Below are 16,767 nucleotides of genomic sequence, written 5' to 3'. Positions count from 1 at the left end.
GAGAAGAACGGATGAAGGGTCTCGACAGGGGCACGATCCTCGTGACGGGGGCGAGCGGCGGCATCGGCGGCGCGATCGTGCGGCATCTGGTGGCCGAAGGGGCCGATGTGCTGGCCTCGGGGCGGGACGGCGACCGGCTGGCGGCGCTGGCGGCCGAGACCGGCTGCGACACGGTGGTCTTCGACCTCGCGTCGGAGGAGAGCGTGCGCGCGGCCATCGAGGGGCGCGACCTGTTCGGCGTGGTCAATTGCGGCGGCTTCGGCGGCGAGATCGCCACGCCGATGGAGACCGACATCGAGGTCTTCGACAAGGTCATCACGATCAACGCGCGCGGCGCGCTGCTGGTCACGAAATACGCCAGCCGCGAGATGATCCGGCGGGGGCAGGGCGGCGTGATCGTCAATGTCTCGAGCCAGGCCTCGCTGGTGGCACTCAGGGGGCATATCTCCTACGGCTCGTCCAAGGCGGCGCTGGACAACATCACCCGCGTCTCGGCGCTGGAGCTGGGGCCGCATGGCATCCGCGTGAACAGCGTGCATCCGACCGTGGTGATGACGCCGATGTCGGCCTGGTACTGGGGCAGGCCCGAGATCGAGGGACCGTTCCTGCAGACCATGCCGCTGGGGCGCTGGGCGACCGAGGACGAGATCGCGGCGCCGGTGGTGTTCCTGCTGAGCGACGGGGCCTCGATGATCTCGGGGGCCGCGCTGCCGATCGACGGCGGCTTCACGGCGGTCTGACCCGATGCAACGGCTGTGCCTTCAGGCGCTCGGCGCCCTGCCCGCGGGGGTGGCCGCGCCGCGCCATGACCCTGCCGCGCTGACATCCGGCATCGTGCATGTCGGGGTCGGCAATTTCCACCGCGGGCACATGGGGGTCTATCTCGACGATCTGTTCGGCCTGGGGCTCGGGCATGACTGGGGCGTGCTGGGCGCGGGGGTGCGCCCCGAGGATGACGCGATGCGCGCGGCGCTATTGGCGCAGGACGGGCTGAGTTCGGTGACCGAACGCGCGCCGGGGCATGTCGCCACGCGGGTCACCGCGGTGATGACCGGGTTCCTGCCCGTCGAGCCGGCCGCCATCGTGGCGGCGCTGACCGCGCCCCAGATCCGCATCCTGTCGCTGACGATCACCGAGGGGGGGTATTTCCTCGGGGCGGACGGGCTGCCGGACCTGTCGCACCCCAATCTTGCCGCCGACGCGGCCGGGGCCGTGGTGCCGCGCACCGTCTTCGGCATGATCGTCGCGGCCCTGCGGGCGCGGCGGCTGGTGGGGATGGGCGGCCTGACGGTGCTGTCCTGCGACAACCTGCAGGGCAACGGGGCCATCGCCGAGCGGCTGGTCTCGGGCCTTGCCGCGGCGCGTGATCCCGGCCTTGCAGACTGGATCGCCGCGACCTGCGCCTTTCCCAATTCCATGGTCGACCGCATCTGCCCCGCGGTGACCGGGGCCGAGCGCGCGCGGCTCTGCGCGGAGATCGGCCTGCAGGACGCGGCGCCGGTTCTGTGCGAGCCGTTCCGCGACTGGGTGATCGAGGACCGCTTCGCCGCCGGCCGCCCGCCGCTGGAGGAGGTGGGCGTGACCTTCGTCGCGGATGTGGCGGCCCATGAGCGGATGAAGCTGCGGCTTCTGAACGCCAGCCATGCCGCGATGTCCTACGCCGCCGCGCTGACGGGCCATGCGCAGGTGCATGACGCGATGCGTGACCCCGTGATCCGCGACTGGCTGCGGGCGCTGATGACGCGCGAGGTGATGCCGCTGTTGCCGCCGCTCGCGGGGCAGGATTACGCCGCCTACCTCGACAGCGTGATCGAACGGTTCTCGAACCCGGCGATCGGCGACACCATCGCGCGCAACGCGGCCTTCGGGTCGGACCGGCAGCCCAAGTTCATCCTGCCCAGCCTGCGCGACGCGCTGGCCGCCGATGCGCCGGTCTCGGGGCTGGCGCTGGAGCTGGCGATCTGGTGCCACTATTGCGACGTGACGCCGGAGGCGCAGCTCAACGACCCGCGCGCCGCCGAGCTGAAGCGCCGCGCCGCGGGGTCGGGGTTTCTCGGCTTCGCCGAGGTGTTCGGCGAGTTGGGCGGCAACGCGCGGCTCGGCCGGGCCTTCGCGCAATGGCGACAGCGCCTGCGCGACGAGGGCGTGGCGGCCTGTCTTGCGCGCTACGCGGAAGGTTTGCCCCCGGCCTGATGCCCCGGAGAGGCAGGGCCGTTCGGGCGGGGGGGCGAGGAGTGTTCGACCGCAACCGCGCTCAAGCAGCCCGAAGGGCGGTCGCGCAAAAAGAGCGTCGCGCGTCGAAGGCCATTCCATGACCGCGACACGCGCTCAAGGAGCCCGAAGGGCGATAGCGAAAAAAAGAAAAATGGCGCACCTGAGAGGATTCGAACCTCTGGCCTCTGCCTTCGGAGGGCAGCGCTCTATCCAGCTGAGCTACAGGTGCCTGTGCGGCGGTATAGCCCCCGGCCCGGTCGCTCGCAACGGGAAAACGGCGGGTCGGGGCAGGGGGCTGGCGTGGCGGTTACTCGGCGGCGGCGCGTTTGGGCAGGACCCAGCCGGGGCGCACGAAATGGCAGGTGTAGCCATGCGGAATGCGCTGGAGGTAATCCTGATGCTCCGGCTCGGCCTCCCAGAAGGGGCCGACCGGTTCCACCTCGGTCACGACGCGGCCGGGCCAGAGGCCCGAGGCCTCGACATCCGCGATGGTGTCGAGCGCGCAGGCCCTCTGCGCCTCGTCGACGTAGTAGATCGCCGAGCGGTAGGACAGGCCGATGTCGTTGCCCTGCCGGTTCTTCGTGGTGGGGTCGTGGATCTGGAAGAAGAACTCGAGCATCTCGCGGTAGCTGATCTGCGAAGGGTCGAAGACGATCTCGATCCCCTCGGCATGGGTGCCGTGGTTGCGATAGGTCGCGTTGGGCACGTCGCCGCCGGTGTAGCCCACGCGGGTCGATAGGACGCCGGGCTTGTGGCGGATCAGCTCCTGCATGCCCCAGAAACAGCCGCCCGCCAGAACGGCGCGTTCACGTTTGTCGCTCATGCCACATCCTCCACTTGATCGAGATAGTCGCCGTAGCCTTCCGCCTCCATGTCGTCGCGGTGGACGAAGCGGAGCGCGGCCGAGTTGATGCAATAGCGCAGCCCGCCCCGGTCGCGCGGCCCGTCGGGGAAGACATGGCCGAGGTGGCTGTCGCCATGGGTCGAGCGGACCTCGGTGCGGATCATGCCGTGGCTGAGGTCGCGCAGCTCGGTGACATGGGCGGGCTCGATGGGCTTGGTGAAGCTGGGCCATCCGCAGCCGCTGTCATACTTGTCGGACGAGGCGAAAAGCGGCTCGCCCGAGACGATGTCGACGTAGATGCCCGGCTCCTTGTTGCCGAGATAGGCGCCCGTGCCGGGCCGCTCGGTGCCGGAAGCTTGCGTGACGCGGTATTGCTCGGGCGTGAGCCGGGCAATCGCGTCGGGGTCCTTGGTGTAGCGCGTCATGGCCTCTCCCGCGGTGTGGTGTCTTGCAGGATATGGGCGTCGCGGCGCGTCTGTCCAATGCGGGACGCGTTCACGAAAACGCGCCCGGCAGGGGGTTGCGGGGCGCGCGGACAGAACACAGATGCAAGGGGTGGGGAGCGATGGCCCCTCAGCTGCCCCAAGTGCGGACCGGGCCGCAGTCCATGTGGACGAAGTTCGAGCCGGAGTAGCGACCGACGCCGCCGGCGTTGCAGGCGCGCGCGGCCTGGTAGATCTGGTTGACCGAGCGCGACGAGATGCGCAGGTCGGCCGCTTCGCCCTGCATGTGCAAGGAATTGCGTGCCACGCCGGACGAGCGGCTGCGCAGCATGGCGTTGGTCTGCGGGCTGCGGTAGCCCGACAGCAGCATGTAGGGTTCCGAGGTCTCGAGCAGTCGGTGTGCGGCGGTCATGATGTCGATGGTGCGGATGTCGATCCGGTGGACCTGGTCGTTGCGCCAGTCGCGCATGAAATAGTTGATGTCTTCGAGGGCGGGGGCGATGTATTCGCCTTCGATCCAGTAGATCGTGTCGATCGCCTCGCCCGAACGGCCGTTGTGCATGCGGATGCGGCGCACATCGCCTGCGCCGCGCAGGAACCCGGTGGCATTCGCCATGACCGGGGCCGCGGTCACGGCTGTCGCGGCGAAGGCGCGCAGAAGCGCACGGCGCGAGAAGGTCGTATCGGTCATCGGTCGGATTGCCCTTTGTCTGTCCCGTCTTGCCCGTGGTCGAACGGTCGGCCTTTGCTCAGGCCTGTTATGCGATTTGCGTGCCATCCCCATGAACGCTGTGGGATGAATGACACAATCGAAACAAATTCGGAAGAGCCTGCTGCGCTACCCTCTGGCGTGAAACGGAGAATCGGCAAATTTCCGCCACTTGGACTGATTCCTCCGGCTGAAACCCGCGCTGACGCTGTGTGATCGCCCGGCCCGTCGATGCCCCGGCAAGCGGAAAGGACGGGTCGGAGGGTCGGCAAAACCACCGTTGCGCCGGGGAAGCTATAGGAAAAGACTTGCGGAATCGTGAATGGACACACCGAGGCTTTCCCTTGCACGATGCCGCAACCGTTTGATGACGCTGCCCTGACCGCCCGAGGACGCAAGATGATGTTTCGCTTCGCCCGACTTTCGCTGATCTCCGCCGCGCTGGCCGTGGCGCCCGTGACCCTGGCCGCCATCGCGCCGCAGCCGGTGCAGGCGCAGGCCTTTTCCGCGCTGCGCCAGGCCATCGCCGAGGCCGCGGCCTCGGACGAGAGCCTTGTCGCCTTTTACCGCGACCGCGATTTCGAGCCGGTCTGGACCGTCTCCGAGGCCGCCGACCGGCGCAACGCGCTGTTGCGCGCGCTCGAGCAGGCGGGCAACCACGCGCTGCCCACGGACCGCTACGATCTCGAGGGGCTGCGCGAGGCGTTCCGCACCGCGACGAACCCCTGGTTGCGCGGACAGGCCGACGTCATGGCGAGCCGCCTGTTCCTGCAATATGCCAATGATGTTCACGGCGGCTTCCTCGATCCGTCCGAGCTGATCCCCGACATCTTCCAGGACCAGCCGCACCGCGACCCCTATGCGCTGATGTCGGAATTCCTGCAGAGCAATCCTTACGAATACATGGCCAGCCTGCCGCCGCAGGGCGCGGGCTACACCCGCCTGATGCGGATGAAATTCCAGCTCGAAGAGCTGGCGGCGACGGGCGGTTACGGCCCGCGCGTGCAGGCCGGAAGCCTGCGGCCGGGTGATACCGGGCCCGCGGTGATCGCGCTGCGCGACCGGCTGATGCGGATGGGCTACCTGGAGCGGTCGGCGACCGCGGAATACGATGCGCGGCTGCAATCGGCGGTGGTGGCCTTCCAGTCCAACAACGGGATCGAGGCCGACGGTATCGCGGGCGCGGCGACCATCGCGGCGGTCAACCGCTCGGTCGAGGATCACTGGAACGAGATCGCGCTGGCGATGGAGCGGCACCGCTGGATCAACGACGGTGTGCTGCATGACCGGCTGATCTTCGTGAACCTGACCGATTTCCACACCCGCGTGATCGACGACGGCGAGGTGACCTTCATCACCCGTTCGGTGATCGGGGCGCGCGACCGCCAGACGCCCGAGTTCTCGGACGAGATGGAGCACATGGTCATCAACCCGAGCTGGTATGTGCCGCGCTCCATCGCCGAGCGCAGCTACATTCCCGGCATTCTTGCCGGGCGGGGCACCTACATGGAGCTGTTGCAGGGCGGGCGGCCCGTCAGCCTCGCGTCCATCGACGTGAGCCGCTACAGCGTGCGGAGCTTCCCATTCGACCTGCGCCAGCCGCCGGGGCCGCGCAACGCGCTGGGCACGGTCAAGTTCATGTTCCCCAACCGTCACGCGATCTACCTGCACGACACGCCCGAACAGCACCTGATGGACCGCCCGGTGCGGGCCTATTCCTCGGGCTGCGTCCGTCTGGCCGATCCGCACGAGTTCGCCTATCACCTGCTGGCGCGGCAGAGCGATGACCCGGTGGGCCTGTTCCAGGGCATCCGCGCCACCGGTGAGGAGACCTATCTCAATCTCGACAAGCACATCCCGGTTCACCTGACCTACTGGACGGCCTGGGTGGAAAGCGACGGCCGGTTGCAGACCCGCGACGACATCTACGGGCGCAACGCGATCCTGAGCCGGGCGCTGCAGGCGCGCGGGGTGGTCATGCCCGAGGTCACCAGCTAATCCTGTCCCCCGCGGATCAGGCTTTCAGCGGGGGCGGCCATGACGGGCCACACGATCAGGGACTTGGCGCGCGCGCTGGGGGCGGAAGCCTTCGGCGCGCTCGATATCGTGGTGACGGGGGTGGCCGAGCCTTCGGCGGCAGGGCCCTCGGACCTAGCCATGGCGATGAGCCCGCGCTACGCCGCGGGGCTTGCGCAGGGGCAGGCGCGGGCGGCGGTGATCGGGGCGGGCATGGACTGGCAGGCGCTGGGGCTGGAGGCCGCCATCGTCGCGCCGCGCCCGCGGCTGGCCATGGCAGGCGTCACGCAGGCGCTGGACGCCGGGCCGCGGATCGCGGCGGGGGTGCATCCGACCGCGGTGATCGAGCCTTCGGCGCAGGTTGGCGCGGGGGCGGCCATCGGCCCCTTCGTCGTGATCGGCGCGGGCGTGGTGATCGGGCGGGACGCGCGCATCGCGTCCCATGTCTCCATCGCCGAGGGGGCGCGGATCGGGGATGACGCGCTGATCCTGCAGGGCGCGCGCCTGGGCGCGCGGGTCGTGATCGGGGACCGCGCCATCCTGCAACCTAACTGCGTGATCGGGGGCGACGGGTTCAGCTTCGTGACGCCCGAGGCGAGCCAGGTGGAAACCACCCGCGCCTCGCTGGGCCGCGCCGACGGGGCGGTCACGCCGCAAAGCTGGACGCGGATTCACTCGCTGGGCTCGGTCCGCATCGGTGATGACGTCGAGATCGGGGCGAATGCCACGATCGACCGGGGCACTGTGGCGGACACGGTGATCGGCGACGGCACCAAGCTCGACAACATGGTCCATGTCGGACACAACTGCCGCATCGGGCGCGACTGCCTGCTCTGCGGGCAGGTGGGCATCGCGGGTTCGGTGACGGTGGGCGACCGCGTTGTCCTTGGCGGGCAGACCGGGGTGGCGGACAACCTCGAGATCGGGTCGGACGTTGTGACGGGCGCCTCAACCATCATCCTGTCGACCGTGCCGCCGGGCCGCGCGCTGCTGGGCTATCCGGCGGTGCGGATGGAAACCCAGGTCGAGATGTACAAGGGCCTGCGCCGCCTGCCGCGGCTGGCCAAAGCGGTCGCAGAGCTGCAGAAAGCCGTTTTCAAGTCGGACAAGACCCCTTAGATGACGCCCTAGATCAAACGGGGTGCAAGCATGTCCGAGACTGTCCGCGACAAGGTGATCGGGATCATCGCCGAACAGGCGGTGCTGGAGCCGGGCGACGTGACGATGGAGGCGAGCCTTCAGGACCTCGGCATCGACAGCCTCGGGCTGGTCGAGTCGATCTTCGCCATCGAGGAAGCCTTCGACATCCAGGTGCCGTTCAACGCCAATGCCCCCGAGGACAGCGAGTTCGACATCTCCTCGGTCGCCGCCATCGTCGCCGCGGTCGAGGGGTTGCTGGCCGAGCAGAAGGGCGACTGAGCCGTCATGCGCCGCGTCGTCATCACCGGCCAGGGCACGATCAACGCGCTTGGCCATGACGTGCCCCGCACCCTCGAGGCGATGCGCGAGGGGCGCTGCGGCATCGGCGAGCTTGAGCTGCGCGACGTCGAGCGGCTGTCGGTGCGCATCGGCGGGCAGGTCAAGGGCTATGACCCCGACGCGCGGTTCAACCGCCAGCAGATCGCGCTTTACGACCGGTTTACGCAATTCACCCTTGTTGCGGCGCACGAGGCGCTGGACGGGGCCGGGCTGACCTTTGCGGGCGAGCTGGCCACGCGGTCGGGCGTGGTGCTGGGCACCGCGGGCGGCGGCGTGAACACCTGGGACGAGAATTACCGCTCGGTCTACGAGGAGGGGAAGAACCGCGTCCATCCCTTCGTCGTGCCCAAGCTGATGAACAATGCCGCGGCCAGCCATGTCAGCATGGAATGGAACCTGAAGGGGCCGAGTTTCTCGGTCGCCACCGCCTGCGCCTCGTCCAATCACGCGATGGGGCTGGCGTTCCAGCTGATCCGGGGCGGTGTGGCCGACGTGATGGTGACGGGCGGCTCGGAGGCGATGCTGAGTTTCGGCGGGGTGAAGGCCTGGGAAGGGCTGCGCGTGATGTCCAAGGACGCCTGCCGCCCCTTCAGCGCCAACCGCAACGGCATGGTGCAGGGCGAGGGGGCGGCGGTCTTCATCTTCGAGGAATTCGAGCACGCGAGGAAGCGCGGTGCCGAGATCCTGGCCGAGGTGGTGGGCTTCGCCATGACCTCGGACGCGGCCGATATCGTCATGCCCTCGGAACAGGGGGCGGCGCGCACCATCTCGGGCGCGCTGAAAGACGCCCGGCTGAACCGCGACGAGGTCGCCTATATCAACGCCCATGGCACCGGAACGGCGGCCAATGACCGGGTGGAATGCGCCGCCGTCTCGGATGCCTTCGGGCATCACGCCAACGAGCTGATGATGTCCTCGACCAAGTCGATGCATGGCCACCTGATCGGCGGCACCGGCGCGGTCGAGCTTCTGGCCTGCATCATGGCGCTGAAGGACGGGGTGATCGCGCCCACCATCGGCTACGAGGAACCCGACCCCGAATGCGCGCTGGACGTGGTGCCGAACGTGGCCCGCGAGGCCAAGGTCGACGCCTGCCTGTCCAATGCCTTTGCCTTCGGCGGGCTGAACGCCGTTCTGGCGCTGCGCCGCGCCCCCTGAGCGTGCCGTGAAACGGAAAACGCCCCGACCGGGCTGATGGTCGGGGCGTTTCGTCTTTCGTTCAAACTCGCGGATGCCCCCGCGATGGCCTTGCCCTTATTGCTGCTGCTGCAGCTGCTGGAACAGCGAGATCGCGGCGGCGTTGCGCTCTTCCAGCGCGGCGAAGCCCGCCGTGAACCCGCTCAGCGAGGCCGCGACCCGGATCACCTGGTCAGGGGCCGGAAGCGGCACGAGCGCCACGATGGCCTCACCGCCCGCGCGCATCGCCTCGACATTGCCCTCGGTCAGGCCGAGGCGGGCGAAACAGCCGACGGGCTGGCAAAAGGCGAAGGGATATTCGGACCACGTCCCGTCATCGACGCGCAGGCGGATGCCCGGCGTCAGCAGCGTGTCGAGCGGCGTCACGATGGTGGCACCCGCCACCACCTGCCCTTCGTCGGGCAGGTCGAAGACGTTGAACTCGGCCACGGCCCCGCCGCCCTCGTCGCGCAGGAGCTGATACATCTGGCAGGGTTCGGGCTGACCTTCCTCGGCGCGGATGCAGCGGATTTCCCAATCGCCATGGGTTTCCGCGACATAGGTCTCGCCCACCGGGGTTTCGCCCACGGGAAGGGTGTCCGCGGTCTGGGCCAGGGCCGTCAGCGGCAGGGCGGCAAGGCCAAGCGCGAGGCCCGCCCGCAGGACAGTCTGAAGCGGCATGCGACGCATCTCCTTTGCGGTCTTCGTCTGGTTTTCCGCCCGGTGGCTAACATGCAACGGCTGCGCTGTCAGGGGCAAAATGCCCCGCGTCCGGGGCGCATCGGCAAAGAGATGCCGCCGCCATTGCCCGTGGGGGACCATGTGCAGACCATGCGCGACGGAGGTGTGGAACCGCGCCCGCCGGGACGCCATGCAGGCCCCGCCCGCACGGCCGCACCCAAAAGCGAAAGGGCCCGCAAGCGGACCCTTTGCATGTTTTTTTTCTCTCCCTGTCGGACTGGCCGACTTTCTGATCGGGACGCTATGACAGTCGGTCGCATCCGTCAACAGCCCAAATCGGGGGGTGTTTCGCCTTTTACCAACTGGTCCAAAATGCTGTCCGGGCGCGCGCGGCGGCCGCTTTGGTCCGGGCGCACGGGGCACCGCTTCGCACTGGCGCGCAGGCGCGGGGGCTGTATTCTGCGCCCCGGTGATTTTGGCCGGGAGGCGGTGCATGAGTGACGGGATTTTCATCGGTGGCGGCGGCGAGGGCTATGGCACCCCGCAAGACCTTTTGCTGGGCTACGCCAATCGCCACGGGCTGATCGCGGGCGCGACCGGGACCGGCAAGACCGTCACCCTGCAGATCCTGGCCGAGGGGTTCTCGGCCCGCGGCGTGCCGGTCTTCCTGTCCGATGTGAAAGGCGATCTTGCGGGCCTCGCGCAGGCGGGCCGCGCCGATCACAAGCTGCACGAGGCCTTTCTCGCCCGCGCCGCCACCATCGGCCTGCATGACTTTTCCTATGGCGCGTGCCCCGTGACCTTCTGGGACCTCTTCGGGCAGAAGGGGCACCCGGTGCGCACCACGGTGTCCGAGATGGGGCCGCTTCTGCTGGCGCGTCTGCTCGAGCTGACCGAGGCGCAGGAGGGGGTTCTGAACATCGCCTTCCGCGTCGCCGACGAGGAGGAGATGGCGCTGCTCGACCTCAAGGATCTGCAGGCGCTGCTGGTCTTCGTGGGCGAGGCGCGGGCCGAGCTGGGCTTGCGCTACGGCAATATCTCGACCGCCTCCATCGGCGCGATCCAGCGCCGGCTTCTGGTGCTCGAGGGGCAGGGGGGGGACAAGCTCTTCGGCGAGCCTGCGCTTGAGCTGGCCGACCTGTTCCTGACCGATGCGGCGGGGCGCGGGCGCGTCAACATCCTGGCTGCCGACCAGCTGATGCAGTCGCCCCGGCTCTATGCCACCTTCCTGTTGTGGCTGCTGTCGGAACTGTTCGAGGAACTGCCCGAGGTGGGCGACCCCGACAAGCCCAGGCTCGTGTTCTTCTTCGACGAGGCGCATCTGCTGTTCGAGGACGCGCCCAAGGCGCTGGTCGACAAGGTCGAACAGGTGGCGCGCCTGATCCGGTCCAAGGGGGTGGGGGTCTATTTCGTGACCCAGAACCCCGCCGACGTGCCCGAGGATATCCTCGGCCAGCTCGGCAACCGGGTGCAGCACGCGCTGCGCGCGTTCACCGCCAAGGACCGGCGCGACCTCAAGCAGGCCGCGATGAACTACCGCGACAACCCGCGTTTCGACATCGAGGACGCGATCCGCGAGGTCGGCGTGGGCGAGGCGGTGACCTCGCTGCTGGAGCGCAAGGGGATACCGGGCGTGGCGGAACGCACGCTGATCCGCCCTCCGTCCTCGCAGCTCGGGCCGATCGACGATGCGACGCGGGCGGCGCTGATCGGCATGTCGCCGCTCGCGGGGAAATACGAGCGGGTGATCGACCGCGAAAGCGCCTTCGAGATCCTGCAGGCCCGCGCCGCCGCCGCCGCCCGCGAGGCCGAACAGGCCGAACGCGCCGAGGCCGAGGCAGAGGCCGCCGCCGAACGCGAGTTCACCGCCGCCCGGCGCTATTCGGGCACCCGCGTCAGCCGCTCCACCAGCCAGCCCGCGCGGCGGTCCTCCTCCTCTTCGCGGTCGGACAGCGTGGGGACCGCGTTCGCCAAGAGCTTCGCGCGCCAGCTCGGCACACAGTCGGGCCGGGCGGTCGTGCGGGGCATCCTCGGGGGGCTGTTCCGGGGCCGGTGACGCGCCGGTTGGGGAGCTGCGCGAATTTTCGTACGAAAATTCGCGCGGCTCATGAGAATTTTCGTACGAAAATTCTTGCGCGCCGCGCCAGCGGCGCGCCCCCCTTGCCTGGATTTTTTCAAAAATCCGCGGCCCTCAGCTGTCGGGCCGGATCAGGCCAAGACCCCGCAGGTAGATGCCGATCCCCGCCTCCAGCAGGTCCTCGGGCGGAAAGGGCGATTGCGCGCCGGGGCGGCCCCGCGCGAAAAGCTCCACGACCCCGTGGCTCATCGCCCAGATGTGGGCCGAGAACATCGAGGGCGGCGGCCGCATGCCCTCGGGGATATGCTCGGACAGGGCTTCGGCCGCGCGTTCCAGCACCGCCCGCGACCGCGCGGCGGCGGCGGCCAGCTCGGGTGTCGCATTGATCGAGGTGCCGCTTTCGAACATCGCCATGTAATGCCCGGGAAACTTGCGCGCAAAGGCGAGATAGGCCCGCCCCGTCGCCTCGAAGGCCGCCAGCGCCGACGGCCGCCCGCCGTTGAAGGCATGCGCCATCAGGTCGGCGAAGATCTCGTGGCCTTGCCGCGCGCATTCCTCGATCAGCTGTTCGCGCCCCTCGAAATGGCGGTAGACCGCGGCGGGCGTCACGCCCGCGGTCTTGGCGGCCTCCGACAGGGTGAAGCCCGTCGGTCCCTTCTCCTCGATCAGGCGCAGGGCCGCGTCGACCAGCGCCTGCTTGAGGTTCCCGTGATGGTAGCCGCGCTTGACCATCGCCGGATCAGTCCGCGCCCGGCGCGGCATCGTCGGCCCAGATCTCGGGCCCGCCGCAGATCGCGGGGTCGGGGCGGCCCACGACATCCGCGTCCTTGCCGTCATAGGCCACGTCCTGCAGGATCGTGCGGATCACCGCCAGCCGCGCGCGGCGCTTGTCATCGGCGCGGATCACTGTCCAGGGCGCGTGCGCCGAATGGCCCAGCGACAGGGTCTCGGCGATGGCGGCGGAATAGGCCTCCCATTTCTTGAGGCCCTCCACGTCGATCCAGCTGAGTTTCCACTGTTTCAACGGATCGCCCTCGCGGTCGAGGAAGCGGCGCAGCTGTTCGGCGCGGCCCACGTTGAGCCAGATCTTCGTCAGCCGGATGCCGTCATCCACCAGCATCTTCTCGTAATCCGGCAATTGCCGGAAGAACATCTGCCGCTCGTCCGGCGTGCAGAAGCCGAAGACATGCTCGACCACGCCTCGGTTGTACCAGCTGCGGTCGAACAGCCGGATCTCGCCGCCCGCGGGCAGGTGGTGGATGTAGCGCTGGAAATACCATTGCGCGGCCTCGCGCTCGGTCGGCTTCGACAGCGCCACCACGCCTGCGACCCGCGGGTTCAGGTTCTGGCGCACGCGGGCGATGGCCCCGCCCTTGCCCGCGGCGTCGCGCCCCTCGAAGACCACGGCGATGCGCTGGCCCGTGTCGCGGACCCAGGCGTGGAACTTCACCAGCTCGATCTGGAGCGCGGCGAGCTGATCCTCGTAGTCGTCCTTGTCCATCCGTTCGTCATAGGGGTAGCCCGCATCGAGGATGCGGTCCTTCTTCGCTTGCCGGATGACGTCGCGGACATGCTCGGGCGCAAGGCTCTCGTAGAACTCGGAAATCGCCCCGTCGAAGGGTTTGGACATCTGCGGCCTGCCTCTCTCGCGCCCATATGTTACGGGGTTTGACATTAGGGGCTTGGCCCCCTCAGCGCAATCCGGCGCGGGCGGCGGCGCGGTCGATGGCGGCGATGACCGTCCCGGGCTCGGCATGGTGGGGGGAATGGCCCACGCCGTCCATCACCACCAGGTTCGCGCCCGCGATCTGGCGCGACAGCGGTTCGGAATGGATCGACAGCCAGACGGTCGTGTCGGCGTCGCCGTGCAGGATCTCGACCGGCATCTCGATGCCCGCGTAATCGGGCACCATCCGCGTGATCTCCTCAAGGATGCCCGCGCGCTGCAGCGCGTTCTCGCGCAGCGCGCGCCGCTGGAGCGTCAGGCCCGCGCCGATGTAATCGGCATAGCCCTCGGGCGTGGGCTGGGGCGCGAAGATGCTGGCGATCGTGTCGGTCACGACATGGTCGGGCACCCAGGCGGTGAGGAGGGGGGCGGCCACGACCTGCCCCGCGGGCGAGGACAGGACGCGGTAATAGGTCGAAAGCGGCGTGTCCCAGGGGTTCGAGGCCGCGGCCAGCAGGATCAGGCCCGCGGCTGCCTCGGGGTGGCGCGTGGCCCAGGCCAGCGCCACCGCGCCGCCGTAGGAGTGGCCCAGCACCAGCGGGCGCTCGACGCCCAGCTCGGCCACCGCGCGCACCAGCACATCGGCCTGTTCGAAGATCGTCGCCCCGTCGCGGTCCAGCCGGTCGGAATGGCCGAGGCCGGGCCGGTCCACCACGGTCACGCGGTAACGCCCCGCCAGCCGCGGCACGAGGTCATGGGTGAAATCGCGCATGTTCCCGCTTGCCCCGTGGATCAGAACGATGTCGGGGCCTTCACCCACCTGCAGGATATGCAGGCGCGCGCCGTCCACGGTCACGAATTGCCCCAGCGGTGGATACTCCGCGACCGCGCGCGCCTCGTGCCGGGCGGCCTTCCAGAGCGTGACGCCCCAGCCGAGGGCCAGAAGCCCCAGCAGGAGAAGCAAAAGCTTCATGTCCGCCAATCCGTCGAGCGCGTTCCGATCTCGGCGATGTCATAGGGGGTGGTCTGGTAGACCTCGGAAATCCAGTTGCCGTAAAGCAGATGCGCATGGCTGCGCCAGCGGTTCATCGGCGGGCGGGAGGGGTCATCTTCGGGGTAGTAGTTCCGCGGCACGTTGATCGGCGTGCCGTTGGCGACGTCGCGGTCATACTCCTGCTTGAGCGTGTCGCTGTCGTATTCGAAATGGTTGAAGATGTAGAGCGCGCGATGGGCGCGGTCCTCGATCAGGCAGGGGCCGACCTCCTCCGAGGTCAGCAGCGTCTCGAGGCCGGGCACGGCGTCGACCTCGTCCTGGCGGATCTCGGTCCAGCGGCTTACGGGGATCACGAACGCGTCCGAGAAGCCGCGCAGGTAGGGCGAGGCGGGCGCGGCCACCGCGTGCCGGAAACAGCCGAAGGCCTTGGCCCCCAGCATGTGCTTCTCGATGCCGTGGAAATGCTTGAGCATCGCCATGCCGCCCCAGCAGACGCCAAAGGTGGAATGCACATGGCTCTGCGTCCAGTCGAAGACGCGGGTCAGTTCCTCCCAGTAGGTGACATCGGCATAGGGCAGATGCTCGATGGGCGCGCCGGTGATGATCAGCCCGTCGAATTTCTCGCCCGTCTCGGCCACCTCGGCGAAGGGGCGGTAGAAGGCCTCCATGTGTTCGGCGGCGGTGTTGCGGGTCTCGTGATCCGTCATGCGGATGAGCGACAGCTCGACCTGCAGCGGCGAGGCGCCGATCAGGCGGGCGAACTGCGTCTCGGTCTGGATCTTCTTCGGCATCAGGTTCAGCAGGCCGATCCTGAGCGGGCGGATGTCCTGCTTGTCGGCCGCGCTGCGACCCATGACCTGCACGCCCTCGTTCCTGAGGATGGAAAAGGCGGGCAGGGTGGAGGGCAGTCTGATGGGCATCGTCGGGTGGGTCCGGTCTTGGTGAAACTCGCAGTTAGGTCCGGGCGGCCGCCCTGCCAAGGGCCGCGGCGACCATGGCCATCGCATCGGCGGCGTCGCGCACCGTCTCGACCTCGGCGGCGGTGACGGTGACGCCCCAGTTCTTCGCCATCGCGGCATAGAGCGGCGCGCGATGGGCCATGGCGTGCCGATAGGCGTGGCGGATGAAGGCGTCGGGGTCGGCGGTCTCGGGTGTTGCGCCGGTCTCGTCCAGCCAGGCCTGCCAGAGCGGCAGCAGGAAATCGGGCTTGTAATACATCGGCTTGGGGTCACGCTCGAAGCGGCGGATCAGTTCCTCGGTGTGGCTTTCGGGGCCTTCGATCCAGACCATGAGGCAATGGGACGACAGCGTTTTCAGCACCTCGTCCTCGGGGTTCTCGGGGTCCACCACCTCGCAGATCGAGCCGCCGGTGTCGGCGATGAAATGCGGGTAGCCGTAGAGGTCGCGGGCGCGCGCGATGAAGGCGGGCGTGTCGAGCAGCGCGTTGATCTCGGCCCGGCGGTGCAGCGCCTGGCGGCGCATGTATTCGTCGAAGGGCAGACCGCCGCGGGCGGGATCGCCCGGCTTGCCGAGGAAGGTCGAGAGCGGCGACAGGTTGTCGAAGGAGATGTTCGAGGTGATGTAGATCGAATCCGAGCGCAGCAGCTCGGCCAGGAAGGGCACCTGCATCGCCTGCCGCTTGAGATTGTCGTTGATGTGCTCGCCCATGTAGGCTGTGCCGATGCGGTAATCGATCGAGTAGTGATACCACTCGCCCGCCCCGCGCAGCAGGCTGGCAAGCCGCGTCTTGCCAAGACCCGACATGCCGAAGACGGCGAGGTGTTTCTGCGGGGCCGCCTCGAAGGCGGCGGGTGTGTCGTGGATCAGGGGCATGGGGTGCTGTCTGTGCGAAAGGGTTGCCGCCGCTCATAGCGCAGGGGGCGGCGCGGTGCAAAAGCCTTCGCTCAGGTTGCCAGCGGCGCTGTTTCGGCACATGCGCAGCTCAGCATGCATGCAGCGCATCGAGACCGGCGCGCAGTGTTTCGGTCAGTGACCCGCGAGCCGGTTGGCGAGGCGGGCCATCAGGTAGGACAGAAGCAGCACGACAAGGCCGGAGCACGCGAGATAGGCCGAGGTTTTCTCGACCGCCGTTCCGGTTCCGAACAGGGCGAGCGCGGCGGCGGTCACCATCAATGCCCATGGCAGAAAGGCGCTGAGTGCGAAGCAGACAACACAGAATTTTTCAGCCGTCGTCTTCATTGGACCCCTTTCCGCCATGGGTGCAAAAGTATTCCATTCCCCATGCGCCTGCAAGAAGAGGCGACACGATCAACCAGAACATCCCCGGTCCGAACAAATGCTCGACCAGGTTGTCGACGCAGGCCGCGGTGGTGAGAAACGCCGCCCCCGCAGCACCCAGAGCCTTGACGAGGCAAACGGGGATATTCGGACCATTACTCTCGGGCTTGCCAAGAAACTCTTAACGCTCGCAGGACATGCGGGGAGGGTAGGGCGAAACCCTGCACGTG

At 68.3% G+C, this 16,767-nt stretch carries 17 protein-coding genes and 1 tRNA gene; 7 read left to right on the top strand and 11 right to left on the bottom strand.

Annotation, left to right across the window (positions count from 1 at the left end; all coding sequences use genetic code 11):
• The first annotated feature begins 11 nt into the window (after positions 1 to 11).
• A complete protein-coding gene (locus tag QQK83_RS02980) occupies positions 12 to 740 on the top strand; it encodes an SDR family oxidoreductase (protein ID WP_284261561.1) in 729 nt (242 codons plus the stop codon).
• Between the two features lie 4 nt (positions 741 to 744).
• Entirely contained in the window at positions 745 to 2,193 is a 1,449-nt protein-coding gene (locus QQK83_RS02975; RefSeq protein ID WP_284261558.1) for a mannitol dehydrogenase family protein, read from the top strand.
• Between the two features lie 173 nt (positions 2,194 to 2,366).
• Here the strand turns inward: QQK83_RS02975 and QQK83_RS02970 are convergent.
• The 4 genes from QQK83_RS02970 to QQK83_RS02955 form a co-directional block, all read right to left on the bottom strand.
• Positions 2,367 to 2,443 (bottom strand) — tRNA-Arg (locus QQK83_RS02970).
• A 78-nt stretch (positions 2,444 to 2,521) separates the two neighbouring features.
• Positions 2,522 to 3,037 (bottom strand): peptide-methionine (S)-S-oxide reductase MsrA, encoded by a 516-nt coding sequence (msrA, locus tag QQK83_RS02965; RefSeq protein WP_284261556.1) that lies wholly within the window; start codon positions 3,035 to 3,037, stop codon positions 2,522 to 2,524.
• Positions 3,034 to 3,483, bottom strand: coding sequence for a peptide-methionine (R)-S-oxide reductase MsrB (gene msrB, locus QQK83_RS02960; RefSeq protein WP_284261554.1), 450 nt, complete (start codon positions 3,481 to 3,483; stop codon positions 3,034 to 3,036). The genes msrA and msrB overlap by 4 nt, the downstream gene beginning before the upstream one ends.
• A 148-nt stretch (positions 3,484 to 3,631) precedes the next feature.
• Positions 3,632 to 4,192 (bottom strand): peptidoglycan L,D-endopeptidase MepK, encoded by a 561-nt coding sequence (locus QQK83_RS02955; protein ID WP_284261552.1) that lies wholly within the window; start codon positions 4,190 to 4,192, stop codon positions 3,632 to 3,634.
• 417 nt (positions 4,193 to 4,609) lie between these two features.
• Between QQK83_RS02955 and QQK83_RS02950 the strand changes: the two genes are divergently transcribed.
• The 4 genes from QQK83_RS02950 to QQK83_RS02935 are packed head-to-tail and all read left to right on the top strand — an operon-like array spanning position 4,610 to position 8,863.
• Complete coding sequence (locus QQK83_RS02950) at positions 4,610 to 6,208, top strand: L,D-transpeptidase family protein (RefSeq protein WP_284261550.1); 1,599 nt, start codon at positions 4,610 to 4,612, stop codon at positions 6,206 to 6,208.
• A gap of 39 nt (positions 6,209 to 6,247) precedes the next feature.
• Positions 6,248 to 7,345 (top strand): UDP-3-O-(3-hydroxymyristoyl)glucosamine N-acyltransferase, encoded by a 1,098-nt coding sequence (gene lpxD / locus QQK83_RS02945; RefSeq protein ID WP_284261548.1) that lies wholly within the window; start codon positions 6,248 to 6,250, stop codon positions 7,343 to 7,345.
• A 30-nt stretch (positions 7,346 to 7,375) separates the two neighbouring features.
• On the top strand, positions 7,376 to 7,645 hold the full coding sequence (locus QQK83_RS02940; RefSeq protein WP_284261546.1) for an acyl carrier protein: 270 nt from the start codon (positions 7,376 to 7,378) through the stop codon (positions 7,643 to 7,645).
• 6 nt (positions 7,646 to 7,651) lie between these two features.
• On the top strand, positions 7,652 to 8,863 hold the full coding sequence (locus tag QQK83_RS02935) for a beta-ketoacyl-[acyl-carrier-protein] synthase family protein (RefSeq protein WP_284261545.1): 1,212 nt from the start codon (positions 7,652 to 7,654) through the stop codon (positions 8,861 to 8,863).
• Positions 8,864 to 8,959: 96 nt separating this feature from the next.
• Here the strand turns inward: QQK83_RS02935 and QQK83_RS02930 are convergent, their stop codons facing one another.
• Complete coding sequence (locus tag QQK83_RS02930; protein ID WP_284261544.1) at positions 8,960 to 9,562, bottom strand: invasion associated locus B family protein; 603 nt, start codon at positions 9,560 to 9,562, stop codon at positions 8,960 to 8,962.
• 493 nt (positions 9,563 to 10,055) lie between these two features.
• Here QQK83_RS02930 and QQK83_RS02925 point away from each other — a divergent pair, with 493 nt between their 5' ends.
• Entirely contained in the window at positions 10,056 to 11,618 is a 1,563-nt protein-coding gene (locus tag QQK83_RS02925; RefSeq protein ID WP_284261543.1) for a helicase HerA-like domain-containing protein, read from the top strand.
• A gap of 135 nt (positions 11,619 to 11,753) precedes the next feature.
• Here QQK83_RS02925 and QQK83_RS02920 read toward each other — a convergent pair whose 3' ends face one another.
• The 6 genes from QQK83_RS02920 to QQK83_RS02895 all read right to left on the bottom strand — a co-directional run bounded on the left by QQK83_RS02920 (position 11,754) and on the right by QQK83_RS02895 (position 16,429).
• On the bottom strand, positions 11,754 to 12,371 hold the full coding sequence (locus QQK83_RS02920) for a TetR/AcrR family transcriptional regulator (RefSeq protein ID WP_284261542.1): 618 nt from the start codon (positions 12,369 to 12,371) through the stop codon (positions 11,754 to 11,756).
• Positions 12,372 to 12,378: 7 nt separating this feature from the next.
• Positions 12,379 to 13,269 (bottom strand): polyphosphate kinase 2, encoded by an 891-nt coding sequence (gene ppk2 / locus QQK83_RS02915; protein WP_284261541.1) that lies wholly within the window; start codon positions 13,267 to 13,269, stop codon positions 12,379 to 12,381.
• A 61-nt stretch (positions 13,270 to 13,330) separates the two neighbouring features.
• Positions 13,331 to 14,278: an alpha/beta fold hydrolase gene (locus QQK83_RS02910; RefSeq protein ID WP_284261538.1), complete on the bottom strand. Its 948-nt coding sequence runs from the start codon at positions 14,276 to 14,278 to the stop codon at positions 13,331 to 13,333.
• Positions 14,275 to 15,219 (bottom strand): homoserine O-acetyltransferase MetA, encoded by a 945-nt coding sequence (gene metA, locus QQK83_RS02905; RefSeq protein WP_284261536.1) that lies wholly within the window; start codon positions 15,217 to 15,219, stop codon positions 14,275 to 14,277. The genes QQK83_RS02910 and metA overlap by 4 nt, the downstream gene beginning before the upstream one ends.
• A 34-nt stretch (positions 15,220 to 15,253) precedes the next feature.
• Positions 15,254 to 16,126 carry an ATPase gene (locus tag QQK83_RS02900; RefSeq protein ID WP_284261648.1) on the bottom strand — a complete coding sequence of 291 codons (873 nt, stop codon included), beginning with the start codon at positions 16,124 to 16,126 and terminating at the stop codon, positions 15,254 to 15,256.
• A gap of 159 nt (positions 16,127 to 16,285) precedes the next feature.
• Positions 16,286 to 16,429, bottom strand: a complete 144-nt coding sequence (locus tag QQK83_RS02895; RefSeq protein WP_284261535.1) for a hypothetical protein — start codon at positions 16,427 to 16,429, stop codon at positions 16,286 to 16,288.
• Between the last annotated feature and the right edge of the window lie 338 nt (positions 16,430 to 16,767).

This window comes from Roseicyclus amphidinii (assembly GCF_030163755.1).
Taxonomy (GTDB): domain Bacteria; phylum Pseudomonadota; class Alphaproteobacteria; order Rhodobacterales; family Rhodobacteraceae; genus Roseicyclus; species Roseicyclus amphidinii.
Note: the sequence above shows the minus strand (reverse complement) of the source record. Positions and strands in the feature narration are given on the sequence as shown.